The organism is Streptomyces sp. NPDC126499 (assembly GCF_040302485.1).
Taxonomy (GTDB): Bacteria; Actinomycetota; Actinomycetes; order Streptomycetales; family Streptomycetaceae; genus Streptomyces.
In genome coordinates, this window is the sequence record NZ_JBEOUO010000014.1 from 73,931 (window position 1) to 98,285 (window position 24,355).

General features: G+C 73.2%; 19 protein-coding genes and 1 pseudogene. 15 read left to right on the forward strand and 5 right to left on the reverse strand.

All coding sequences use genetic code 11. The features are described 5' to 3' along the window. Nucleotides 1-92: 92 nt before the first annotated feature. Together ABTZ91_RS21660 and ABTZ91_RS21665 are read right to left on the reverse strand one after the other, a co-directional pair. Nucleotides 93-1,735: pseudogene (locus ABTZ91_RS21660) on the reverse strand (penicillin-binding transpeptidase domain-containing protein). A 126-nt stretch (nt 1,736-1,861) separates the two neighbouring features. Continuing rightward, nucleotides 1,862-3,634 carry a phospholipid carrier-dependent glycosyltransferase gene (locus ABTZ91_RS21665; protein WP_352078821.1) on the reverse strand — a complete coding sequence of 591 codons (1,773 nt, stop codon included), beginning with the start codon at nt 3,632-3,634 and terminating at the stop codon, nt 1,862-1,864. Between the two features lie 52 nt (nt 3,635-3,686). Here ABTZ91_RS21665 and rsmI point away from each other — a divergent pair, with 52 nt between their 5' ends. From rsmI to ABTZ91_RS21695, 6 genes are all read left to right on the forward strand, one after another. Continuing rightward, nucleotides 3,687-4,580 carry a 16S rRNA (cytidine(1402)-2'-O)-methyltransferase gene (rsmI, locus tag ABTZ91_RS21670; protein ID WP_352078822.1) on the forward strand — a complete coding sequence of 298 codons (894 nt, stop codon included), beginning with the start codon at nt 3,687-3,689 and terminating at the stop codon, nt 4,578-4,580. 155 nt (nt 4,581-4,735) lie between these two features. After that, entirely contained in the window at nt 4,736-5,197 is a 462-nt protein-coding gene (locus ABTZ91_RS21675; protein WP_352078823.1) for a hypothetical protein, read from the forward strand. 93 nt (nt 5,198-5,290) lie between these two features. After that, a complete protein-coding gene (locus ABTZ91_RS21680; protein ID WP_352078824.1) occupies nt 5,291-6,160 on the forward strand; it encodes a TatD family hydrolase in 870 nt (289 codons plus the stop codon). 116 nt (nt 6,161-6,276) lie between these two features. After that, nucleotides 6,277-7,443, forward strand: a complete 1,167-nt coding sequence (locus ABTZ91_RS21685; protein ID WP_352078825.1) for a ubiquitin-like domain-containing protein — start codon at nt 6,277-6,279, stop codon at nt 7,441-7,443. A gap of 94 nt (nt 7,444-7,537) precedes the next feature. After that, a complete protein-coding gene (rsmA, locus tag ABTZ91_RS21690; RefSeq protein ID WP_352078826.1) occupies nt 7,538-8,491 on the forward strand; it encodes a 16S rRNA (adenine(1518)-N(6)/adenine(1519)-N(6))-dimethyltransferase RsmA in 954 nt (317 codons plus the stop codon). After that, entirely contained in the window at nt 8,488-9,384 is an 897-nt protein-coding gene (locus tag ABTZ91_RS21695; protein WP_352078827.1) for a 4-(cytidine 5'-diphospho)-2-C-methyl-D-erythritol kinase, read from the forward strand. The genes rsmA and ABTZ91_RS21695 overlap by 4 nt, the downstream gene beginning before the upstream one ends. Nucleotides 9,385-9,394: 10 nt before the next feature. Here the strand turns inward: ABTZ91_RS21695 and ABTZ91_RS21700 are convergent, their stop codons facing one another. Beyond that, nucleotides 9,395-10,411 carry a hypothetical protein gene (locus tag ABTZ91_RS21700; protein WP_352078828.1) on the reverse strand — a complete coding sequence of 339 codons (1,017 nt, stop codon included), beginning with the start codon at nt 10,409-10,411 and terminating at the stop codon, nt 9,395-9,397. Nucleotides 10,412-10,596: 185 nt separating this feature from the next. Here ABTZ91_RS21700 and ABTZ91_RS21705 point away from each other — a divergent pair, with 185 nt between their 5' ends. Beyond that, nucleotides 10,597-11,979 (forward strand): acyltransferase, encoded by a 1,383-nt coding sequence (locus ABTZ91_RS21705; RefSeq protein WP_352078829.1) that lies wholly within the window; start codon nt 10,597-10,599, stop codon nt 11,977-11,979. Here the strand turns inward: ABTZ91_RS21705 and ABTZ91_RS21710 are convergent. Next, entirely contained in the window at nt 11,957-12,577 is a 621-nt protein-coding gene (locus ABTZ91_RS21710; RefSeq protein ID WP_407078004.1) for a Uma2 family endonuclease, read from the reverse strand. The two genes, ABTZ91_RS21705 and ABTZ91_RS21710, sit on opposite strands and share 23 nt — an antisense overlap. Nucleotides 12,578-12,711: 134 nt before the next feature. On the opposite strand from ABTZ91_RS21710, the gene ABTZ91_RS21715 reads away from it, so the two are divergent. The 8 genes from ABTZ91_RS21715 (at nt 12,712) to ABTZ91_RS21750 (ending at nt 23,807) form a co-directional block, all read left to right on the forward strand. Beyond that, nucleotides 12,712-14,517 carry an ABC-F family ATP-binding cassette domain-containing protein gene (locus ABTZ91_RS21715; protein WP_352078830.1) on the forward strand — a complete coding sequence of 602 codons (1,806 nt, stop codon included), beginning with the start codon at nt 12,712-12,714 and terminating at the stop codon, nt 14,515-14,517. Nucleotides 14,518-14,651: 134 nt separating this feature from the next. Next, nucleotides 14,652-16,475, forward strand: coding sequence for a PQQ-binding-like beta-propeller repeat protein (locus tag ABTZ91_RS21720; RefSeq protein WP_352078831.1), 1,824 nt, complete (start codon nt 14,652-14,654; stop codon nt 16,473-16,475). A gap of 49 nt (nt 16,476-16,524) precedes the next feature. Continuing rightward, complete coding sequence (locus ABTZ91_RS21725) at nt 16,525-18,348, forward strand: PQQ-binding-like beta-propeller repeat protein (RefSeq protein ID WP_352078832.1); 1,824 nt, start codon at nt 16,525-16,527, stop codon at nt 18,346-18,348. A 152-nt stretch (nt 18,349-18,500) separates the two neighbouring features. Further along, nucleotides 18,501-19,175 carry a response regulator transcription factor gene (locus ABTZ91_RS21730; RefSeq protein ID WP_352078833.1) on the forward strand — a complete coding sequence of 225 codons (675 nt, stop codon included), beginning with the start codon at nt 18,501-18,503 and terminating at the stop codon, nt 19,173-19,175. Nucleotides 19,176-19,370: 195 nt separating this feature from the next. Continuing rightward, nucleotides 19,371-20,417 (forward strand): galactose-1-phosphate uridylyltransferase, encoded by a 1,047-nt coding sequence (galT, locus tag ABTZ91_RS21735; protein WP_352078930.1) that lies wholly within the window; start codon nt 19,371-19,373, stop codon nt 20,415-20,417. Beyond that, nucleotides 20,414-21,382 carry a UDP-glucose 4-epimerase GalE gene (gene galE, locus ABTZ91_RS21740; protein WP_352078834.1) on the forward strand — a complete coding sequence of 323 codons (969 nt, stop codon included), beginning with the start codon at nt 20,414-20,416 and terminating at the stop codon, nt 21,380-21,382. The genes galT and galE overlap by 4 nt, the downstream gene beginning before the upstream one ends. Further along, complete coding sequence (galK, locus tag ABTZ91_RS21745; RefSeq protein ID WP_352078835.1) at nt 21,379-22,776, forward strand: galactokinase; 1,398 nt, start codon at nt 21,379-21,381, stop codon at nt 22,774-22,776. The genes galE and galK overlap by 4 nt, the downstream gene beginning before the upstream one ends. Before the next feature lie 311 nt (nt 22,777-23,087). Then, on the forward strand, nt 23,088-23,807 hold the full coding sequence (locus tag ABTZ91_RS21750; protein WP_352078836.1) for a response regulator transcription factor: 720 nt from the start codon (nt 23,088-23,090) through the stop codon (nt 23,805-23,807). Here ABTZ91_RS21750 and tamR read toward each other — a convergent pair. Further along, the gene (gene tamR, locus ABTZ91_RS21755) at nt 23,766-24,263 is read right to left on the reverse strand and encodes a MarR family transcriptional regulator TamR (RefSeq protein ID WP_352078837.1); all 498 of its coding nucleotides are present in this window, start codon (nt 24,261-24,263) and stop codon (nt 23,766-23,768) included. The genes ABTZ91_RS21750 and tamR overlap by 42 nt on opposite strands. Nucleotides 24,264-24,355 lie beyond the last annotated feature (92 nt).

The window sequence follows — 24,355 nt, forward strand, 5'->3', positions numbered from 1 at the left end:
CCCGACCACCGGGCCGCCGTCACCGCTCCCGGCCGCCGGACCGTCACCGGCGCCCGGACCAACCGGCCACCGGATCCTCACCGCCCGCCCGGCTACCCCTCGTTCAGCACCCGCGCCACCACCGGTCCCGCCGCGTCGCCACCGTGGCCGCCGCCCTCCACGTAGGCCGCCGCCGCGAGGTCGCCCGCGAAACCGGTGAACCACGAGTCGGACACCCGCTGCCCGTCCACCTCCGCCGAACCGGTCTTCGCGCCCTTGTCACCGCGGACCGAGGCCATCGCGTCCGCCGCCGTCCCGCTGGTCGCCGTGCGCCGCATCATGTCGCGCAGCTGCCGGGCCACCGAGTCCGGCAGCCGGCGCTCGGCACGGGCGAACTCGCGGTTGTCCAGGTCCCGGGAGACCAGATACGGCTGCTTGAATTCGCCGGACCGCGCCGTCGCCGTGATCGAGGCGACGTTCAGCGGGTTCATCGTGACCGTGCCCTGGCCGATGTACTGCTCCGCCGCCGCGCCGCCCGACGCCTCGGGGACGGAGCCGTCGACCGACTCGATGCCGGTCTTCCACTCCAGGCCGATGCCGAAGACCTCCCGGGCCTCGCGGGCCAGGGCGAAGTCGTCGCCCTCGGTCTCCTTCACGTCGTCGATCTTCTTGATGAAGGCCGTGTTGCAGGACCGGGCGAAGCTCTCCGCGAAGGTCTTGCCGTGCAGCGAGAAGCCCTCCAGGTTCTCGATCGTCCGGCCCTGGTACATCGCGTTCGGCGGGCACTCGGCCACCTGGTCCGCCTTCACCAGGCCCTTCTCCAGGAGCAGCGCCGCCGTCACGATCTTCAGCGTGGAGCCGGGCGCCTTCGCGCCGGAGAACGCCGTGTTGAAGCCGTGCGCCGGGCTGTTCGCCACCGCCCGCACCGCGCCCGTCGACGGCTGGATCGCCACCACCGACGCCGTCCCGTACCGGGCCACCGCCTTCTCGGCCGCCGCCTGCACGTCGGCGTCGATCGTCGTCCGCAGCTTGCCCGTCTCGCCCTTGGCGAGGGTGAGCAGCGTGGTCGCCGGGGCGCCCTCGACGCCCGGGTCGACGAAGACCTCGACGCCCGGCTTGCCGCCCGTCGTGGACCCGTACCGCTCGCGCAGCTGGTCCAGGACCGGACCGAGCGAGGGGTACTTCTCCGCCGTGAGCACCCGGCCCTTGCGGTCGACGGCCTCGATCGCGCCCGTCTTCGCCCCGCCGGTGCGTAGGGTGGCGCCCTTCGTGAGCTTCGGGTGCAGTACGGCCGGCTTCCAGTCGACCAGCGGCCGCCCGGTGGTGAGCCCGCGCACCACGGTGAGCTGAGAGGAGTACGTCCAGGGCTTGGCGACGCCCTCGTAGGTGACGGTCGCCTTCACCGTGAACGGCACCGTCGTCCCGGTCGCCGTCCCCGGTGTGATCGTGGCGGCCGAGACCTTCGCCTCCTCCGGAAACCGGCGAGGGCGGGCCCGGCGTCCACCGGGTTGTTGGTGAGCTGCGCGGCCCGCTCGGGCTCGCCGCCCGCCCAGGCGGCCAGGAAGTCCCTGGCGGTCCCGGTCACCTCCTCCGAGGTGACCGGCCCCGTCCTCTTCGTCTCCGGCCCGGTCTGGGTACCGGTGCCGCTGGCCCCGCCCGTGATCCCGTTCCAGAGGTTGTAGCCCCCGTACCCGACCCCGCTCGCCACGACGACGAAGACCCCTCCGACGACCGCGACCTTGGCCCCACTGCGCATGGCTGCGCCTCCCTCCCCCAGGTGGCCTCTCGGCAGCCTAGGCGGCAGGAGTGACAAACGGCGACGGTCGTTACCGGAAAGCGACCAACCCGTCCGTTTCCCCGGCGCCGGCGGTCTTCCGCTCCGCTACACCCACGTATCGAGCCACATCCGGCTCCGCCACGCGTCCATCGGAATCGACTGCCCGGTGTAGATCGGCCAGAAATAGATGAAGTTCCAGACGATGAGGAGGACGAGCACACCCGCGCCCACCGCCCCGAAAGTCCGCCGCCTTTCCGAGGCCCCCCGCGGCCCCGCCATCGCCCCGATCATCATCGCCACCGCGAGACACAGGAACGGCACGAACACCACCGCGTAGAAAAGGAAGATGGTGCGTTCCTGGTAGAAGAACCACGGCACCCAGCCGGCCGCGATGCCGCACGCGATCGCGCCCGCGCGCCAGTCGCGGCGGAAGGCCCAGCGCCACAGGACGTACAGGATCGCGAAGCAGGCCGCCCACCACAGCAGCGGGGTGCCGAGGGCCAGGACCTCCTGGGCGCACTTCTCCGGGGCGTCGGCGGGGCAGCCGCGCTCGCCCGGGGAGGGCGACTCGTAGAAGTAGGACACCGGGCGGCCGAGGACGATCCAGCTCCACGGGTTGGACTCGTAGGTGTGCGGTGAGTTCAGGCCCACGTGGAACTTGTAGACCTCGGTCTCGTAGTGCCACAGGCTGCGCAGCCAGTCCGGCAGCCAGCTCCACGCCCCGCCGCCGTTCAGCTTGTCCTGCTCGGCGGCCCAGTTGCGGAAGTAGCCCTTGTCGGTGACGATCCAGCCGGTCCAGGAGACCAGGTACGTCACGATCGCCACCGGCACCACCGACACGAAGGCCGGGACCAGGTCGTGCCGGGCGACCGCGCGGACCGGGCGGATCGCGCCGGCCGTGCGGCGCGCGCCGAGGTCCCACAGGACGGTCATCAGACCGAACGCGGCCATGATGTACAGGCCGTTCCACTTGGTGCCGGCCGCCAGGCCCAGCATCACGCCCGCCGCGATCCGCCACGGCCGCGCGCCGAGCCCGAGGCCCTCCGCGACCGAGACGTCCGGCCGCAGCACCCCTTCGGAGTCCACCGGCAGCGCCGCCGCGAGCCGCCGTCGCGCCCGGTCCCGGTCGACGACCAGACAGCCGAACGCGGCCAGCACGAAGAACATCAGCACCTGGTCGAGCAGGGCGGTGCGGCTCATCACGAAGTGCAGGCCGTCCACGGCGAGCAGCAGGCCCGCGAGGCAGCCGAGGAACGTGGAGCGGAACAGCCGCCGCCCGATCCGGCACAGCATGAGCACCGACAGGGTGCCGAGCAGCGCCACCATGAAGCGCCAGCCGAACGGCTCGAAGCCGATCAGCTTCTCGCCGAGGCCGATGACCCACTTGCCGACCGGCGGATGGACCACGTAGCCCGGGTCGGTCGGCACCGCCACCGAGCCGGGGTCCACGAGGATCGTCTTGTCGACGTCCTTGGGCCACGCGCCCTCGTAGCCCTGGTTGATCAGGGCCCACGCGTCCTTGGCGTAGTACGTCTCGTCGAATATCACCGCGTGCGGCTGGTCCAGCTTCCAGAACCGCAGCACACCCGCGACCAGGGCGACGAGCAGTGGCCCGCCCCAGGCCGCGTACCGCCACATCCGCTCGGCGGCCCGCGGCCCGATCCCGAGCAGCGACCACACCCGCGGCGAGGGGCGCGTGTACGGCGGGACGAGCCGCTCCCGAAGGCCGAGGGTCAGGGAGCCCTGGCCGGCCGGCCGGTAGCCGTGGCGCCGCAGCCGCCGCTGCCAGGCGGAGGGCTCTGCCACGGTCGGAGCCATGGGGTCCTGGGGGTCCATGGGGTGCTGACCCTCCAGGGCCTCGGGTGCGGTACTGGTCACCGCGCCATCGTAGGGAACGCGCCTGTGCGCGTCGCCTGTCCGGGCTGGGAGGATGGTCCGTGTGACAGGAACGCTGGTACTCGCAGGGACCCCCATCGGTGACATCGCGGACGCCCCGCCACGGCTCGCCGCCGAACTGGAGAACGCCGACATCGTGGCCGCCGAGGACACCCGCAGGCTGCGCGGGCTGACCCGCGCGCTCGGGGTGCACACCAAGGGCCGGGTGGTGTCCTACTTCGAGGGCAACGAGTCCGCCCGCACGCCGGAGCTGGTCGAGGCGCTCGCCGGCGGGGCGCGGGTGCTGCTGGTCACCGACGCCGGCATGCCGTCCGTCTCCGACCCCGGCTACCGCCTGGTCGCCGCCGCCGTCGAGCAGGACATCAAGGTCACGGTGGTGCCCGGCCCGTCGGCCGTGCTCACCGCGCTCGCCCTGTCCGGACTGCCCGTGGACCGCTTCTGCTTCGAGGGCTTCCTGCCGAGGAAGGCGGGCGAGCGGCTCGGACGGCTGCGCGAGGTCGAGCGGGAGCGCCGGACCCTCGTCTACTTCGAGGCGCCGCACCGGCTCGACGACACGCTCGCCGCGATGGCCGAGGTCTTCGGCGCCGAACGCCGGGCGGCCGTCTGCCGCGAGCTGACCAAGACGTACGAGGAGGTCAGGCGCGGCCCGCTCGGCGAGCTGGCGGAGTGGGCGAAGGAGGGCGTACGGGGCGAGATCACCGTGGTCGTCGAGGGCGCCCCGGAGACCGGGCCCGCCGAGCTCGACGCGGAGGAGCTGGTGCGCAGGGTGCGGGTGCGCGAGGAGGCGGGGGAGCGGCGCAAGGAGGCCATCGCGGCCGTCGCCGCCGAGGCCGGGCTTCCCAAGCGGGAGGTGTTCGATGCCGTGGTGGCGGCCAAGAACGCGTCCGCGTCCGGTACAGGAAAGGCCGCGGAAACGGTAAAGGATTAATCTGAAAGGCAAAGCGGAACCCGGCGGCGGGACCGCTCGAAGGCCCTTTCGGCAAGGAAGCGCCAAAGACCGTCCATGCTCCGTCCATGGTTCTTCCGGCGCTGATGCGCTCCGGCCCGAAAAGGCGTCCACTGGTTCAGTGGAGAGGAGCTGGAATGAGTGAGATCACCGGCACCGGAACGCCCGTCGCCCACGAGGCGTACGCCTTCGCCTGCATGCGCTGCGGCTACGGCTGGGAGCAGGCGTACGACATCGAGCACCACGTGGACGCGCGCGGGCACGAGTACGTCGTCTACAAGGCCGACGGAGCGCGGGTCCCGTCCCCGTTGTCCCGGCCGACGTGCATGAACTGCGGCAGCCATGTCGTCCGGATCATGCGCGCGGGCCAGGTGTCCTCGGTGCTCGACCTGATGGCGGCGGCCGAGCGGCACAGCCACGGGGCCAGGGCGACGCGGCCGGTGGGCCCGGCCGGACCGATCGGCCAGGAGCTGACGCAGGAGGTCCCCGCCGACACGTCAGGCCCGACGGGCGCCACCCTCGCCGACGAGGAACGCCCGCCCGTACCCCACCACTGGCACCTCTCCGACCTGCTGCACCCCTTCCGCTCGCGGCGGTGACGCCGCGCCGGAGACGCCGGCGGGCGCTTCGCGGGTGACGCCGACGAGGTGACGCTTCGCGAGTGACCTCATGGCCCTCGTACGATCGGGGCCATGAGTGCCAAGGACGCCCCGCCCCCGCTGCCCGAGCCCCTGCTGGTCCCGGTCGCGGACTCGCACACCCACCTCGACATGCAGTCCGGCACCGTCGAGGAGGCCCTGACCAAGGCGGCCGCCGTCGGCGTGACGACGGTCGTCCAGGTCGGCTGCGACCTCAAGGGCTCGCAGTGGGCGGCGGAGACCGCCGCGACGTACGACAACGTGCACGCGGCCGTCGCCCTGCACCCCAACGAGGCCCCCCGGATCGTCCTCGGCGACCCGGACGGCTGGTCCCGGCAGGGGGCGCGCGAGGCGGGCGGCGACGCGGCGCTCGACGAGGCCCTCGCCGAGATCGACCGGCTCGCCGCCCTGCCGCAGGTGCGGGGCGTCGGCGAGACCGGCCTCGACCACTTCCGTACGGGCCCCGAGGGCATGGCGGCGCAGGAGCGTTCCTTCCGCGCCCACATCGAGATCGCCAAGCGCCACGGCAAGGCCCTGGTCATCCACGACCGCGAGGCCCACGCCGACGTGCTGCGCGTCCTCGACGAGGAGGGCGCACCCGAGCGGACGGTCTTCCACTGCTACTCCGGCGACGCCGAGATGGCCCGGATCTGCGCCGCCAAGGGCTACTACATGTCCTTCGCCGGCAACGTCACCTTCAAGAACGCCCAGCCGCTGCGCGACGCCCTCGCCGTCGCCCCGCTGGAGCTCGTCCTCGTCGAGACCGACGCCCCCTTCCTCACCCCCGCGCCCTACCGGGGCCGCCCGGGCGCCCCGTACCTGATCCCGGTCACCGTGCGGGCGATGGCCGCCGTGCGCGGGATCACGGAGGAGGAGCTCGCCGAGGCGATCGCCGTCAACACGGCGCGCGCCTTCGACTACTGAGCCCCGGCCGCACAACCCTTCCACGGGCCGTCGCTGATCACCGATCCATAACGGTTACGTGCCGTAGTCGGGTCGGCGTGGAGAGTGACCGGGACTCCCGCTAGGGTCCCGGCCTCGTGAGCACCCCCCACGCCGGTCATCGCGCCGGCGCCCGACGGGCCGCCCGGCGGCGCAAGGCGAACCCGCCCGCCGGGGAGGGCCTGCGACGGATCCTCCCGCAGGCCCTCGTCGTCGCCTTCCTCGCCGGCGGCACCACCGCCTTCGTCGCCGACGACAAGGCCGTCCGGCTGTCCGTCGACGGCGTCCCGCGCACCCTGCACACCTTCGCCGACGACGTCGACGAGCTCCTCGCCGACGAGGGCCTGGCGGTCGGCGAGCACGACATCGTCGCCCCCTGGCACGGCGCCGCCCTCGCCAGCGGCGACGAGGTCGTCGTCCGCTACGGCCGGCCCGTCGCCCTCACCCTCGACGGCCGCAGTCGCCAGGTGTGGACCACCGCCCGCACCGTCGACGGCGCCCTGCGCCAGCTCGGGGTGCGCGCCGAGGGCGCCTATCTGTCGGTCTCCCGCTCGGCGCCCATCTCCCGCCGCGGCCTCATCCTCGATGTCCGCACCGAGCGGGCCGTCACCTTCCTGGCCGACGGCCGCGAGCGGACCGTCCGCACCAACGCGGCCACCGTCCGCGAGGCCGTCGAGGAGGCCGGGATCACCCTGTCCCACCAGGACACCACCTCCGTGCCGCTCGGCTCGTTCCCGCGCGACGGGCAGACCATCACGGTGCTGCGGATCACCGGCACCCGCGAGGTCCGCGAGGAGCCGATCCCCTTCCCCGTCGAGCGGACCCGCGACCCGGAGCTGTTCGCCGGCACCGAGGTCGTCGACCGGCAGGGCGTGCCGGGCGTCCGGCGGGTCACGTACACCCTGCGGACCGTCAACGGCGTCCGGCAGAAGCCGCGCCGGACCGGGGAGGAGACCGTGCGTGAGCCCGTCGCCCAGAAGGTGCGGGTCGGCACCCGCCCGCTGCCCTCCTCCGTCGCCGGCGCCGACGGCCTGAACTGGGGCGCGCTCGCCGCCTGCGAGTCCGGCGGCCGGCCGAACGCCGTCGACCCCTCCGGCACCTACGGCGGGCTCTACCAGTTCGACCCCGGCACCTGGCGCTCCCTCGGCGGCAGCGGCGTCGCCCAGAACGCGCCGGCCGCGGAACAGACCTACCGGGCGAAGAAGCTGTACGTGCAGCGGGGCGCGAGCCCGTGGCCGCACTGCGGCCGCCGGCTGTACGGGTGAGGCGCGGGGCGCCGGCCGGGCCGGCGACGCACGGGCGGCCGGCCGGACCGGCGACGCGTAGGTCGGCCCCGGCGGTGCCCCGTAGGCTGTACCGGTGAGCACCACCACCGGCCCCGACAGCCCCGACGCCCTCCTCGGCCCCGCCGACATCCGTGAGCTGGCCGCCGCCCTCGGCGTCCGTCCCACGAAGCAGAAGGGCCAGAACTTCGTCATCGACGCCAACACCGTGCGGCGGATCGTCCGCACGGCCGAGGTGCGCCCCGACGACGTGGTCGTGGAGGTGGGCCCCGGGCTCGGCTCCCTGACCCTCGCGCTCCTGGAGGCAGCGGACCGGGTCACGGCCGTGGAGATCGACGACATCCTCGCCGCGGCGCTGCCCGCCACCATCGCCGCGCGGATGCCGGAGAAGAAGGACCGCTTCGCGCTGGTCCACTCCGACGCCATGCACGTCCAGGAGCTCCCGGGCCCGGCGCCGACGGCCCTGGTGGCCAACCTGCCGTACAACGTCGCCGTCCCGGTCCTGCTGCACATGCTCGAACGCTTCCCGAGCATCGAGCGCACGCTGGTCATGGTGCAGGCCGAGGTCGCCGACCGGCTCGCCGCCCGGCCGGGCAACAAGGTGTACGGCGTGCCGTCGGTGAAGGCCAACTGGTACGCGGAGGTCAAGCGGGCCGGCGCCATCGGCCGGAACGTGTTCTGGCCCGCGCCCAACGTCGACTCCGGTCTCGTCTCCCTGGTGCGGCGCACCGAGCCGATCGCCACGACCGCCTCCCGGCAGGAGGTCTTCGCGGTCGTCGACGCGGCCTTCGCGCAGCGCCGCAAGACCCTGCGTGCGGCCCTCGCGGGCTGGGCCGGTTCGCCCGCCGCCGCGGAGACGGCCCTGGTCGCGGCCGGGGTCTCGCCGCAGGCGCGCGGCGAGTCGCTCACGGTCGAGGAGTTCGCCCGGATCGCCGAGAACAAGCCGGCGAACGGGCCGGAGAGCAAGCCGAAGGGCGGGCCGGAGAGCAAGCCGGCGAACGGGCCGGAGAAGAAGGAGGCGGAGGCGTGAGCGTCACCGTACGGGTCCCTGCCAAGGTCAACGTGCAGCTCGCGGTCGGCGCCGCCCGCCCGGACGGCTTCCACGACCTGGCCAACGTCTTCCTCGCCGTCTCCCTGTACGACGAGGTCACCGCCACCCCCGCCGGGACCCTCACGGTCACCTGCGAGGGGCCCGACGCCGACAAGGTGCCGCTCGACCGCACCAACCTGGCCGCGCGGGCCGCCGAACTGCTCGCCGCCCGCCACGGCATCGCCCCCGACGTCCACCTCCACATCGCCAAGGACATCCCGGTCGCCGGCGGCATGGCCGGCGGCAGCGCCGACGGCGCCGGCGCCCTGCTCGCCTGCGACGCGCTGTGGGGCCTCGACTCCTCGCGCGCCGAACTCCTGGAGATCTGCGCCGAGCTCGGCTCCGACGTGCCGTTCAGCCTGGTCGGCGGCGCCGCCCTCGGCGTCGGGCGGGGCGAGCGGCTGACCGGTCTGCCGGTCGGCGGCGCCTTCCACTGGGTGTTCGCGGTCGCGGACGGCGGCCTTTCCACCCCGGCCGTGTACGGCGAGTTCGACCGCCTCACCGAGGGTGTGGACGTGCCCGAGCCGGTCGCCTCCCCGGCACTGCTCGACGCCCTGCGCACCGGCGACGCCACCGCGCTCGCGGGCGCCCTCGCCAACGACCTCCAGCCCGCCGCCGTGTCCCTGCGCCCGTCCCTCGCCGCGACCCTGGCGGCCGGTACGGAGGCGGGCGCGCTGGCCTCGCTGGTCTCGGGCTCCGGCCCGACGACCGCGTTCCTGGTGAAGGACGCGGAGGCCGCCGAGACGGTCGCCGCGGCCCTCGTCGCCTCCGGCACCTGCCGGACGGCCCGCGTGGCGACCTCCCCGGCGGCCGGGGCGACGGTCGTCTCCTAGTTCCCCGGTACTACTTCCTCTTCAACGTGGCCAGGAGCAGGTTCGGGTCCGGGTCCACCGTGTTGAAGAAGGCCGCGCTGTTCACGTAGACGGTCTTGCCGCCCACCGCCACGGAGGTCGGGTTGTCGAGCCCGTCGGCCTCGGTGAGCACGGTCTTGTGGGTGCCGTCGGGCCGTACGAGCTCCAGCCTGTTGCTCTCGATCAGCGCGGCGAGGACCGTGTCGCCGTGCCTGGTGAAGGCGAAGTCGTCGATGAAGTCGAGCCCGCTCGCCCGCGTCTCGATCGGGCCCGCCGACCCGTCCGGCTTCACCGGGATGCGCAGCAGGGTGCCGCGTGCGGTGTTGGACACCCAGACGGCACCGTCGTGGACCTTGAGGCCGTTGGCCCCGAAGGGGAGGGCGTCGGTCGCCTCGAGCGCGGGACCGGTGGCCCAGGCCGTGGGCGAGCCACCGGTCACCGGGAGGCTCCACACCCGGCCGAGCGCGGAGTCGGCGGTGTAGAGCGTGCCGCACTCCTCGTCGAAGGCGAGGCCGTTGGGCATGGCGCCCGCGGGGAAGAAACCGATCTGCTCCGGCGTGCCGCCGCCGGCCGGGATCCGCCAGATGCCCGTCTCCTCGCGGCCGGTGGCGTACGTGACGTACAGGGTGCCGTCGAGGGCGCGGGCGATGCCGAGCACCACGGCCGCGCCGATGTTCGGTGTCTGCGGGTTCGCCACCTCCGGCAGCTCCGCCAGTTCCGTCACGCCGCCCTGCCTGTCGACGCGGACCACCTTCCGGGCGAAGGCCCAGGTGATGTTCGCGGAACCGTCCGGTTCGAGCGCGATGTTCTCCGGTGTGTGGCCCTGCGCGAAGTCGAAGTGGGCCACGACGCGCGGGTCGGTGACGGTCGGGTCACCGGCGGAGGCGGGGCCGGCGGCGAGCAGGGTGAGGGCGGTGGCGGCCGCGACGGCGGTGGCCAGGCGCGAGAGGCGCGGGCCGCGGGCGACGGGTCGGGGAAGGGCTCTGGTGGTCGTGGGTCCGGTGGTCATGGGGCTCTCCTCGGTGGGTCGGGACACGAGAAGAACATGACGGATCGTCAGCTGGGCGGGCCGGCAGCCGGGGCCGGGGGTTCGCCCGCGCGGCCGAGGACTTGGGGCCGGTTGGCACGTACTCATGCGCCGGTTGAGTACGTGCGCCCTGACGGCGGCCCGGCACCCCGGGCGACCGTACGGGCATGGGAATCAGCAGCCGTGACAGCAGCCGCGCCGGCAGTCGGCCGGCCACCCGCGTCGGCACGCGCCCGGACGTCCGCGTCGCCGGCCGCCTCGGCGCGCGGGAACTCGCCGAGGCCACCCCCGCCACCCGTGACCGCTACGTCGACCTGCTGCGGGTCGCCTCGCTCGCGGTCGTCGTCCTCGGCCACTGGCTGATGGCCGCCGTCACCGCCGACGGACGGGTCGGCAACCTGCTCGCCGTCGTCCCCGGCCTGCAGATCCTCACCTGGGCCCTCCAGGTCATGCCGGTCTTCTTCTTCGTCGGCGGCTTCTCGCACGCCCTCGCGCACCGCTCGCGGCCCGGATACGCGGACTTCCTGCGGGCCAGGCTGCAGCGGCTGCTGCGCCCCACGATGGTCTTCATCGGCGTGTGGGGCGCGCTCGCGCTCGCCGTGCAGCTGCTCGGCGCGGACGGGGGCCTGACGGGGGTCGCGCTGCGGCTCGTCACCCAGCCGCTGTGGTTCATCGGCATCTACCTCGCCATGGCCGCCCTCACGCCGCCGCTGCTGAGGCTGCACGAGCGGTACGGCTGGGGCGCGTTCGCCGCGCTCGTCGCGGGCGCGGTCGCCGTGGACGCGCTGCGGTTCGCGGCCGGGGTGCCGTACGTCGAGTTCCTGAACTTCGCCCTCGTCTGGCTGGCCGTCCACCAGCTCGGCTACCTGCGCGCCGACGGCATGATCCGCCGCCCCGCCCTGCTCGCGGCGGGCGGACTGCTCGGCGCGGCGGCGCTCGTCGCCCTCGGGCCGTATCCGCTGTCCATGGTCGGCATGCCGGGCGAGAAGGTCTCCAACATGGCGCCGCCGACCCTCGCCCTGCTCTGCCACGGCCTGTGGCTGGTCGGCGCGGTCGAGCTCCTGAAGGGGCCGGGGACCCGGCTGGTGGCCCGCGCCCGGGTCTGGCGGGCGGTGGTCGCCGCCAACGGAATCGCGATGACCGCGTTCCTGTGGCACCTGACGGCCATGCTGGGCGTGTACGGGGCGCTGCTCGCCGCCGGCGTCCCGCTGCCGGAGCCCGCGACGGCCGCCTGGTGGGCCTGGCTCCCCGCCCGGCTGCTCGCCGCGGCGGCCCTCACGGCCCTGCTGGTGGCCCTCTTCCGCCGCTTCGAGGCCCCGTCCCCGTCGACGGCCCGCCGCGCCGGCGGCGGCTCGGGGCTCCCCGCGGCCCTCGGCATCACCCTGGCCCTGCTGGGCGTCCTCGGCCTGTCGATGACGGGCCTCGGCGGCCTCCTGGAAGGCCACACGGCCACCCTGATCGCGGTGCGGATCACCGCTCCGGTCGCGGTGGCGATGACCCTCGTCGGCTGGCTGCTGGTGGAACGGCCTACATCTCGTCGATCCGGGTGAGGTCGATGTCGATGTCGAAGGGGACCGAGAGCTTCAGCCGCTCGCGGTGCACGCCGGTGCAGGTGTACGCCTTGGTGACAGGGTCACGCTCGTAGACCCGTACGACCGGGTGGTCGTCGTCGCCCTCCATCTCGACCAGCCAGAAGTGCTCGATGCCCGCCGCCGCGTACTTGTGCGGCTTGGTGTCCCGGTCGCGGGACTCGGAGTCGGGGGAGACGACCTCGACGGCCAGGACGACGTCGGCAACCGGATAAGAGGTCTGCCGGAGGCCCTTGACGGCTTCCCTGCGGACCACGAGGACATCGGGCTCGGGGCCGTTGCTGCGGTCGATGACCACCGTCATCTCGTTGTAGACCCTGTGCGTCGCCGGAGCGGCGGAAGCCAGCCCATTTGTCAGCAGGCGGATCATGATGTTGTGGAAACGGCGCTGCGGACTCACAAAGACCAGGCTCCCGTCGATCAACTCGGTGTGCGGCGGGAGGCCGGGCAGGGTGTCCAGGTCGTCCACCGTCCAGCCCTCGCGAGGCGGCACCGGCCATTCGGGAGCCGACTCGGTGGTCGGCCTGGTCGTCGGCTCGGCGGTCATGGTTCCTCCCATGGACGGGATTCTTCTGCCTGCCGTCCACGGTAGCCGCCGGATCCCGATCAGGTCATCACAAAGAGTGACCTCGCCACACGTTTGGGGCCGCCGTCTACCCTGGACCTCGATCCATCCCCCCGTACAGGAGTGAAATGGCCGTCAACCTGGTCAATGTCGAGTCCGTCAGCAAGGTGTACGGCACCCGTGCCCTGCTCGACGGGGTCTCCCTCGGCGTCTCCGAAGGGGACCGGATCGGGGTCGTCGGCCGCAACGGCGACGGCAAGACCACCCTCATCCGGATGCTCGCCAAGCTGGAGGAGGCCGACAGCGGGCGGGTCACGCACAGCGGCGGGCTGCGGCTCGGCGTGCTGACCCAGCACGACTCGCTCGACCCCGAGGCGACCATCCGGCACGAGGTCATCGGCGTCATGGCCGACCACGAGTGGGCCGGCAGCGCCAAGATCCGCGACGTGCTCACCGGGCTCTTCGGCGGGCTCGACCTGCCCGGCTTCGACAAGGGCCTGGACACGGTCATCGGCCCGCTGTCCGGTGGCGAGCGGCGGCGCATCGCGCTCGCCAAGCTGCTCATCGAGGACCAGGACCTGATCGTCCTCGACGAGCCCACCAACCACCTCGACGTCGAGGGCATCGCCTGGCTCGCCCGGCACCTCCAGAACCGCCGTTCCGCCCTCGTCTGCGTCACCCACGACCGCTGGTTCCTCGACCAGGTCTGCACCCGCATGTGGGACGTGCAGCGGGGCGACGTCTACGAGTACGAGGGCGGCTACTCCGACTACGTCTTCGCCCGCGCCGAGCGCGAGCGGATCGCCGCCACCGAGGAGGTCAAGCGGCAGAACCTGGTCCGCAAGGAGCTCGCCTGGCTGCGCCGCGGCGCCCCCGCCCGTACCTCCAAGCCCCGCTTCCGCATCGAGGCCGCCAACGCCCTCATCGCGGACGTGCCCGCGCCCCGCGACTCCACCGAGCTGATGAAGTTCGCGAACGCCCGGCTCGGCAAGACCGTCTTCGACCTCGAGGACGTCACCGTCACCGCCGGACCCAAGACGCTGCTCCAGCACCTGACCTGGCAGCTCGGCCCCGGCGACCGCATCGGCCTGGTCGGCGTCAACGGCGCCGGCAAGACCTCGCTGCTGCGCGCCCTCGCCGACGCCGCCCGCACCGACGGCGAGGCGCAGCCCGCCGCGGGCCGGATCACGGTCGGCAAGACCGTACGGCTCGCCTACCTCTCCCAGGACGTCACCGAACTCCCCGCCGAACTGCGCGTCCTGGAGGCCGTGCAGCAGATCCGCGACCGGGTCGACCTCGGCAAGGGCCGCGAGATGACCGCCGGCCAGCTGTGCGAGCAGTTCGGCTTCGGCAAGGAGAAGCAGTGGACGCCCGTCGGCGACCTGTCCGGCGGCGAGCGGCGCCGGCTCCAGCTGCTGCGCCTGCTCATGGACGAGCCCAACGTCCTCTTCCTCGACGAGCCGACCAACGACCTCGACATCGAGACCCTGACCCAGCTGGAGGACCTGCTCGACGGCTGGCCCGGCTCGATGGTCGTCATCTCCCACGACCGGTTCTTCCTGGAGCGCACCACCGACCGCACCTTCGCGCTGCTCGGCGACCGGACGCTGCGGATGCTGCCGCGCGGCATCGACGAGTACCTGGAGCGGCGTCAGAAGATGATCGAGGCCGCCGTCCCGGCGCCTGCCGCCGCCCCGGCCAAGGAGAAGCCCGGCCTGTCCGCCGCCGACGCGCGCGCGGCGAAGAAGGAGCTGCAGAAGGTCGAGCGGCAGCTCGACAAGATCTCCGACAAGGAGGCCAGGCTGCACGCCCAGATCGCCGAAAACGCCACGGACTTCGAGAAGGTGGCCAAACTGGACGCGGAGCTGAGGGAACTCGCGGGTGAACGCGAGGAGTTGGAGATGCGCTGGCTGGAGCTGGCCGAGGACGCGTAGAGAAGTCGTAGAGGACGCGTAACGACGGCATCACGGGCCGGTCCTCCCTTGGGAACAAGGGACGGACCGGTCGCTTTTGCGCCACCCGGTGAGTGGTAGAAAGAAAACCCGCTCACATCAAGGGGGAAGCGCTGATGACCCAGCCGCCCAGCAACCAGCCGCCGGTGCCGGGGGGCTTCGGCGCTCCGGACCCGAACCAGAACCCGGGTCAGCACCCCGGCCAGAACCCGGGGCAGAACATGCCGCCGGTCCCGCCGATGCCGCCCCAGACGCCGCCGGCGCCGCCCGCCCCGCCGCAGGGCGCCCCGCAGACGCCGCCGCCCGCCCAGCCGGGCCCGTACGGCTATCCGCAGCAGGCGCCCGCGCAGCCCGGCCCGTACGGCTACCCGCAGCAGCCCGGCCCGTACCAGCAGCAGCCGGGTCCCTACGGCCAGCAGCCCGGCCCGTACGGCCAGCAGCCGAATCCCTACGGCGGCTACCCGACCGGCCCGATGCAGGGCCCGCCGCCCGGCGGCAAGAACCCCTTCAAGGGCAAGCCCGGCGTCATCGTGGCCGCGGCCGCCGCCGCGCTGCTCGTCATCGGCGGCGGCGCGTGGCTCGCGTTCGGCGACGGCGACGGTGAGAAGGAGCCGATCGCGGGCCCGTCCTCCTCCTCGTCCTCCCTGCCGGAGCCGACCGAGTCCGTCGACAAGGGCGACGGCAGCGGCGACGGCGAGAACGGCGAGAAGGGGCTGAACGACGGCCGCAAGGACGGCGAAGCCAAGATCAACTGGATGCTCAAGAACAACGTCGACCTGCCGAAGAACGGCGCCGACGTCTACGGGCCGTGGATCGTCGGCGACACCGTCGTCAAGGCCATGTACAAGGGCATCGACGGCTACAGCCTCGCCGACGGCTCCCCCAAGTGGCACATCGACGTGCCCTTCGAGCTGTGCGCCGCCCCGCCGGAGCCGTCCGCCACCGGCGTCATGGTCTTCGGCTACAAGGACAGCGCCGGCGACCGCGCCAAGTGCCTCCAGATGCAGCAGGTCGACCTCAAGACCGGCAAGAAGGGCTGGACGAAGGCGATCCCCAAGCCGACCGGCCTCTTCGCCTTCTCCGACAACACCCTCGCCATCAGCGGCAACACGGTGACCGCGTCGGGCTCCAGCTCCGCCTACGGCTTCTCGCTCGCCGACGGCCGGCAGCTGTTCACCGGACCCACCAGCGGCTGCAAGCCGTACGCGTACGCGGGCGGCAGCAAGCTGATCGCCGCCTCCAAGTGCCCCTCCGGCGACGTCAAGAAGGAGTCGCACGCGGTCAGCGAGGTCGACCCGAACACGGGCCGGCCCAAGTGGTCCTTCAAGCTGCAGACCGGCTGGGAGGTCGACAAGGTCTACTCGGTCGACCCGATCGTCGTCTCCGCCACCCAGCGCGAGGAGAAGAAGTGGGCGATCTTCTCGCTCACGGCCGACGGCAAGGAGCGCTCGCAGATCCAGGGCGGCAACGACAAGTTCGCCCCCAAGTGCGGCGGCACCTTCGTCATCTTCGGCAAGAACCTCCAGGGCTGCACCGGAGTCGCCGCCGACGCCAACACCTTCTACATGGCGACCGAGACCTCCTACGGCACCCCGAACGAGGTCATCGCCTTCGACCTGAACACCGGCAAGGCCAAGTGGCGCTCCAAGGCGCCCGGTGAGCAGCAGATGTCGCCGCTGCGCATGGAGGGCTCCGAGGTCCTGCTCTACGTGGAACCGCGCTACGACGCGGGCGGCCAGGTCGCGACCCTCGCCCCGACGGGCGGCGCGCCCAAGGTGCTGCTCCAGCACCAGGCGGAGCAGTCCTCGCTCGAGAGCTCCTTCTTCGACGCCGGCTACGCGTACGCCAACGGCACGTTCGTGATCGCGGCCGGCCGGGTCTCCGCCTCCAACGACAAGGCGGAGATGGAGACCAAGACGATGATGGCCTACGGCAAGTGACGCCCCGCCCGTCCCGTCCGCTCCCCGACTCCTTCGAGGTACCCACGTCATGACCCAGCCGCCGCCCCCGCCGAACCAGCCCCCGGGGCCTCCCCCCGGCGGCTTCGGCGCGCCGCAGGACCCGCCCCCCGGCTCTTCGGGCTGGGGGGACCCCCAGGGCGGGTTCGGCGCGCCGACGCCCCCGCCGCAGCCGCCCGCCCAGCCGCCGGCCCAGCCGCCGTACGGCTACCCGCAGCAGCAGCCGGTCCCGCCGCCCGCGCAGCCGCCCGCCCAGCCGGGCCCGTACGGCTATCCGCAGCAGCCGCCCACGCAGCCCATGCAGCAGCAGTACGGCTACCCGGCCCAGCCGGGGCCGTACCCGCCGCAGTACCAGCAGACGCCCCCGCCGGCCCCCGGCGGCGGCAGGAAGCTGTCGGCGCAGCTGCAGATCGTCATCGCGGCGGCGGTGGCCGTCGTGCTGCTGATCGGCGGCGGCCTGCTGTACGCGAACTACGGCGGCGGTGACGAGGGCACCGAGGCCAAGGGCAGCTCCGGCGCCGCCACCGGCGGCAAGGACGGCGGGGCGGGCGGCCTCGGCGGGGGAGGCAAGGAGAAGGTGCCGGCGAACACCAAGTCCAAGCTGGCCTTCCACCTGCCGACGCCGGTCGTCCCCGACGTCACCGACGTCACCGGCTCCTGGATCACCGACAAGGCCTTCGTGAAGCCCGGCATCGACTCGGTCGTCGCCTACGACCTGGACAAGGGCACGGTCCTGTGGACCCTGCCGCTGACCGGTCAGGTCTGCGGCGCCTCGCGCCACACGACGGCCGACCACAAGGTGCCGATCCTCTTCGAGGCGACCAAGCGCGTCGCGCCGCGCTACTACCAGCCGTGCACCGAGGTCGGCCTGCTCGACCTCACCACCGGCAAGCTGGTGTGGTCGACCTCCCTCAAGGGCGGCACGGCCGGCGACAAGAAGGTGGCCTTCGCCGAGGTCACCCTGCACGGCCAGACCGTCGCGGCCGGCGGCCTGGACGGCGGCGCCGCCTTCGACCTGGCCAACGGCAACCCGCGCTGGAAGCCGCAGGTCAACGCGAACAACTGCGAGGACCTCGGCTACGGCGGCGGTGAGGGCGGCCTCGTCGCGGTCCGCAAGTGCGGCTCGTACGACAACCCGACGGTCACGATCCAGAACCTCAACCCGACGACGGGCGCGCCGGTCTCGCAGTACAAGATGCCTCCGGGCGTCGACTTCGCGTCGGTCGTCTCCACCAAGCCGCTGGTCGTCGCGGCCGACGTCGGCGACAGCGCCGGTGACGGCAGCAACGTCTCCGACTTCTTCTCGATCGACGAGAAGACCGGCAAGCTCAAGGCGAAGATCACGGCGGACGCGGACCGTTACGCGGTGCGCTGCCGCGCCACCAAGGTCGACGCGTGCACGGGCGCCCTCGTCGGCAACGGCCGGCTGTACCTGCCGACCGAGGAGCACGACGGCAGCACCGGCGAGTACGGCGACGAGACCAACGAGATCGTCGCCTTCGACCTGGCCAACGGCAACCCGGTGCCGGAGAAGGCGGACGCCGGCGACCGCTGGAAGCTGGTGCCGCTGCGCATGGACGGCGGCAACATCATCGCCTACAAGTGGCCGCCCTACGACAAGGGCGGGCAGGTCGTCTCCATCGACGGCGGCACGATGAAGTCGACGCTGCTGATGGAGAACCCGTCGGACCGGCCGACCCGGGACATGGAGACCAGCTTCAGCCTGAACGGTGCCGAGTACCGGTACGCGAACGGGCGGCTGATCATCTCGGAGCTGCTGCTCAGCAAGAGCAGGAACGAGTCGTCCTCGACGTTCAAGAAGTATCTGGCCGTCGCCTTCTCGACCGCGGGCTGACCCGGACCCGGTCGTCGCGGCACCTCCTCGTGGGGCCCCTCCGTCACGGAGGGGCCCCACGAGCGCGATTGGGGCAAAGCGGGGCGGGGGAGTGTGTAGCTTGCCGGGCAGGGTGGCCGGGGGCAGGCCGGCCCGGAGATGGGGGAGGACCGATGGGCGTTCGGCTCGTGGTGGTCGACGACCACCGACTGCACGCGGAGGCGCTGGCCTCGGCGCTGAAGCTGCGCGGGCACCGGGTGCTCGCCGCGGCGGCGCCGGTGGCGGGCGCGGCGGAGCTGGTGGTGAGCCGCGCGCCGGAGGTCTGCCTGCTGGGGACCTCGGCGCCGGCCGAACCGGGCACCTTCGACCCCGTCGTACGGATCAAGCGGGAACGGCCGCAGGTGGCGGTGGTGGTGCTCGGCCCGGTGCCCTCGCCGCGCGGGATCGCCGCGGCCTTCGCCGCCGGGGCCTCGGGATACGTGCGCCACGACGAGCGGATCGAGGGCGTGGAGCGGGCCCTGCTGAAGGCGCGGGCGGGCGAGACGGCGGTGGCGCCGCAGCTGGTCCAGGGGGCCTTCGCGGAGCTGCTGAACCCGGCGGTGCAGCCGGACGACGAGGGGCAGCGGCTGCTGCGGCTGCTCACCCCGCGCGAGGCGGAGGTCCTGGTCCGGGTGGCGGAGGGCGAGGACACGCGGGGGATCGCGGCGGGCATGGCCATCGCGCCGAGCACGGCGCGCACGCACGTCCAGCGGGTGCTGATGAAGCTGGGCGTGGGCTCGCGCCTGGAGGCGGCGGCGCTGGCGGCCCGCACGGGGCTGCTCGACCGGGTGCCGGCGCAGCGCTCGTAACTCCTCCGTGTGATTCCGCGTGAGGTCGGAACGTGGGAACGAACGGGTGGTCGTCCGTGGGGACGTGTTGACCTTCGATGTTTGATTGTGGTTTTTTATGGGTGGTTCTGTTTGATGGAGGCTAGGAGAGGCCCGCCCGCCGTGAAGACGCCTGCCGTGAAGAAGCCCGCCGTGAAGCCCGCCGTGAAGCCCGCCGTGAAGAAGACCGTCACCCGCCTCGCCGACGGGCGTGAGCTCATCTACTTCGACGTCGACGCGGACGGCGCCACCGTCCGGGACGCCGTCGACCGCCGGCCGCTCGAACCCGTCACCTCCGCCTCCGAGATCCGCCACGACCCGCTCCTCGACGAGAACGTCGCCATCGCCTCGCACCGGCAGGGCCGCATCCACCACCCGCCCGCCGACACCTGCCCCCTGTGCCCCTCCACCGACGACTGGCGAAGCGAGATCCCGGCCGGCTCCTACGAGGTCGTCGTCTTCGAGAACCGCTTCCCGTCGCTGTCCGGCGCCGACGGCCGGTGCGAGGTCGTCTGCTTCACCTCCGACCACCACGCCTCCTTCGCCGACCTCGACGAGGAGCGGGCCGCGCTCGTGCTCGCCGCCTGGACCGACCGCACCGCGGAGCTCTCCGCCCGGGACGGCGTCGCCCAGGTCTACTGCTTCGAGAACCGGGGCGCCGAGATCGGCGTCACCCTCGCCCACCCCCACGGACAGATCTACGCCTTCCCCTTCGCCACCCCCCGCACCGCCACCATGCTGCGCAACGCCGCCGCGCACCGCGCCCGCACCGGGCGCAACCTCTTCGACGACGTCCTGGAGCGGGAGCGGGCCGGCGAGCGCGTGGTCCTGGAAGGCGAGCACTGGGTGGCCTTCGTCCCGTACGCCGCCCGCTGGCCGTACGAGGTGCACCTCTACCCCACCCGCCGGGTCACCGACCTCACCCGCCTCGACGAGGCAGCGCGGGAGGAGTTCCCGCGGATCTACCTGGAGCTGCTGCGCCGCTTCGACCGCCTCTTCGGTACGGACCAGCCGCCGACGCCCTACATCGCCGCCTGGCACCAGGCGCCGGCCGCGCACCCCGAGCGGGAGGCGTTCGCGCTGCACCTGGAGCTTTTCACCGTCCGGCGGGCCTCTGGCAAGCTGAAGTACCTCGCGGGCACCGAATCCGGCATGGGCGCGTTCATGAACGACGTGTCGCCCGAGTCCGCGGCCGACAGACTCCGAGAGGTGGCAAGCAGTTGAGCAAGTACCTGGTGACCGGTGGAGCCGGCTATGTGGGCAGCACGGTCGCCGCCCACCTCCTGGAGGCGGGACACGAGGTCACCGTCCTCGACGACCTCTCCACCGGCTTCCGCGAGGGCGTGCCCGCCGGGGCGGCCTTCATCGAGGGCCGCATCCAGGACGCCGCCCGGTACCTGGACCCCTCCTACGACGGCGTGCTCCACTTCGCCGCCTTCTCGCAGGTCGGCGAGTCCGTCGCGAAGCCCGAGAAGTACTGGGACAACAACGTCGGCGGCACCATGGCGCTCATCGCCGCCATGCGCGAGACGGGCGTCCGCAAGCTCGTCTTCTCCTCCACCGCCGCCACCTACGGCGAGCCGGAGACCGTGCCGATCACCGAGTCCGCGCCCACCGCGCCGACCAACCCCTACGGCGCCACCAAGCTCGCCGTCGACCACATGATCACCGGCGAGTGCGCCGCCCACGGCCTCGCCGCCGTCTCGCTGCGCTACTTCAACGTCGCCGGCGCCTACGGCGACTGCGGCGAGCGCCACGACCCCGAGTCCCACCTGATCCCGCTCGTGCTCCAGGTGGCCCTGGGCAAGCGCGAGGCGATCAACGTCTACGGCGACGACTACCCGACGCCCGACGGCACGTGCGTACGCGACTACATCCACGTCGCCGACCTCGCCGAGGCCCACCTGCTGGCCCTCGACGCGATGACCCCCGGCGAGCACCTCATCTGCAACCTCGGCAACGGCAACGGCTTCTCCGTGCGGGAGGTCGTCGAGACCGTCCGCAAGGTCACCGGCCACCCGGTGCCCGAGGTCATGGCCGAGCGCCGCGCCGGGGACCCGGCCGTGCTCGTCGCCTCCGCCGAGAGCGCCCGCGAGCGGCTCGGCTGGACTCCGTCCCGCCCGGATCTGGCGGCCATCGTCGAGGACGCCTGGGCGTTCGCAAGGAAGAAGGAGCAGGGCCGGGGATGAGCGGTGTCGGGGCGGGCGTCGGTACGGGGGCCGCTGCGGGGGACGCGACGGCCGCGGGTGCGGCTGAGGGCGCGGCGGCGGGGCCGGGTGCTGTCGCCGAGGTCACGGCGGGCGGGGCCACGGCGGGCGTGGACGCGCGGGCCAGGGCGAGTGCTGTCGCCGAGGCTCCGGCGGGCGAGGCCGCGGGGCCGGGCGCGGACGTACGGGCCACGGGGCCGGGTGCTGTCGCCGAGGCCACGGCGGAGGCGGCGGCGCGGGTAGCGGCGGAGTTCGCCGCCCTGTACGGGGCGGCTCCCGACGGGGTCTGGGCCGCGCCCGGGCGGGTCAACCTGATCGGGGAGTACACCGACTTCAACGAGGGCTTCGTGCTGCCGCTCGCCCTGCCGCACACCGCCGTCGCCGCGGTCCGTCGCCGGGACGACGGCGTGCTGCGGCTGCACTCCGCCGACGTCGACGGCGGTGTCGTCCAGGTGGAGCTCGCCGCGCTCGTCCCCGGCTCCGTCGAGGGGTGGGCCGCCTACCCGGCCGGGGTCGTCTGGGCGCTGCGGGACGCCGGCCACGCGGTCGGGGGCGCCGATGTGCACCTCGCCTCCACGGTGCCGACCGGGGCCGGGCTCTCCTCCTCCGCCGCCCTGGAGGTCGTGACCGCCCTCGCCCTCGACGAGCTGTTCGGCCTCGGGCTCTCCCGGCCCGCGCTCGCCGTGCTCGCACAGCGCGCCGAGAACGGCTTCGTGGGCGTGCCCTGCGGGGTGATGGACCAGATGGCCTCCGCGTGCGCCACCGAGGGGCACGCGCTGCACCTGGACACCCGTGATCTGTCGTACCGGCAGGTGCCGTTCGACCTCGCGGCGGTGGGGCTGCGGCTCCTCGTCGTCGACACCCGCGTGAAGCACGCGCTCGGGGACGGCGCGTACGCGGAGCGGCGCGCCGGGTGCGAGGCCGGTGCGCGGGCGCTCGGCGTGCGGGCGCTGCGTGACGTGAGCGCCGCGCACCTTCCGTACGCCCTCGGGCGTTTGAACGACGAAACGGTTCGCCGCTATGTCCGGCACGTCGTCTCCGACAACGGGCGGGTGGAGCGGGTCATCGCCCTGCTCGACACGGGGGACGTGCGCGGGGTCGGCGCGGTGCTGACCGAGGGACACGCGTCGCTCCGGGACGACCTTGGGGTGTCGTGCGCCGAGCTGGACCTCGCGGTCGACGCGGCGAACGCGGCCGGGGCGCTGGGCGCGCGCATGACGGGCGGCGGCTTCGGCGGGTCCGCCGTGGTCCTGGTGGAGGACGCCGCGGCCGACGCGGTGGCCGCGGCGGTGGAGAAGGCCTTCGGCGAGGCCGGTCACGCGGCGCCCCGGATCTTCACGGCCGTGCCGGCCGCGGGGGCGCGGCGGGTGGGCTGAGGCCAAGGGGCGGATGGGGTGACACCGGGCCGCGCGAGGGCCCCTTGCGGCCCCTCGCGCGTCACCCGCTTCCCCCGGGGGTGCCCGTTCGGGTCGGACATCGGTGTTTTCGCCTCGGGCGCTGCGGTACGCCCGTAGTCTGTGCGCAGCGCCGGTGGGGGCCGGTGCTGATCAGGGGTATCGAGACCGGCCGGGTACGGCGCCCGGGGCGGGGTGACTGTGGGGCCCGGCGGCGGCCGTGTCCCCGGCGGACCCGCCCTCCCTCCGCTGCCGTGCCCGCGCCGGGCTTCCTCGCACGATTGGGGGTGTCCGTGGCCCGTATCCGGGTTCTGGTGGTGGACGACCACCGGGTCTTCGCCGAGTCGCTGGCCGCTGCCCTCGCTGCGGAGCCCGACATCGACGTGGCCGCGGCGGGCAGCGGGCCCGCCGCCCTGCGCTGTCTGGACCGGGGCGCGGCGGAGGGGCGGCGCTTCGACGTCATGCTGGTCGACGCCGATCTGGGGGACGCCGACGCGGTGGCCTGGGCCGGGGAGCTGCGCGAGTCCCGCCCCGGGGTGCGGGTGGTGGTGCTCGCCGAGAAGGACGACGCCCGGCGCGCGGCGCTCGCCCTGCAGGCCGGGGCCTGGGGCTGGGTGGCCAAGGACTGCTCGCTGCAGCGGCTGCTCGCCGTGGTGCGGGGGGTGCTGCGCGACGAGACGCATCTGCCGCCCGCGCTGCTCACGGGCGTGCTGCGGGAGCTGACGGAGGCCCGCCGGCACCGTACGGAGAGCGAGCGGCTCGTGGAGTCGCTGACGCCGAGGGAGCGCGAGGTGCTGCGCTGCATGGTCGCCGGGCTCGGGCGCAAGGCGGTCGCGGAGCGGCTGTTCCTGAGCCCCCACACGGTGCGGACGCACATGCAGAACGTGCTGGGGAAGCTGGGGGTGCACTCGACGCTGGCGGCGGTGGCGCTGGCGCGGCGGGCCGGGGTCGGGCCGGTGGAGGACGGTCCCTCAGCCGGGGATGTTGTCGAACGGGGCGGTCAACTGGCGTAGCAGGGCGGCCAGTTCGCCGCGCTGGGTGCGGGAGAGGCGGGCCAGGATGGCGCGCTCCTGGGCGAGCAGGCCGGCGAGGGCCTGGTCAGCGCGGTCGCGGCCCTCGGGGGTGAGGCGGACAAGCACGCCGCGCCGGTCGCTGGGGTCGGGGAGCCGTTCGACCAGACCCTTCTTGGCGAGCCGGTCGATGCGGTTCGTCATGGTGCCGGAGGTGACCAGGGTCTGGGTGAGCAGCTGGCCGGGGGAGAGCTGGTAGGGCGCGCCGGCCCGGCGGAGGGACGTCAGGACGTCGAATTCCCACGGCTCCAGCTGGTGCTCGGAGAACGCGAGCCGACGGGCGCGGTCCAGGTGGCGGGCCAGGCGTGAGACACGGCTGAGCACCTCGAGCGGTTCCACGTCGAGGTCGGGGCGCTCGCGGCGCCATGCAGCGACCAGTCGGTCGACCTCGTCCTCCATGACGATCAGTGTAGAGGGTCTGTTGACATAAAGTCTCTTGCCATCGTTATTGTCGACATCAAGAATCTTGGCATCGAGATATATTCTCCTGG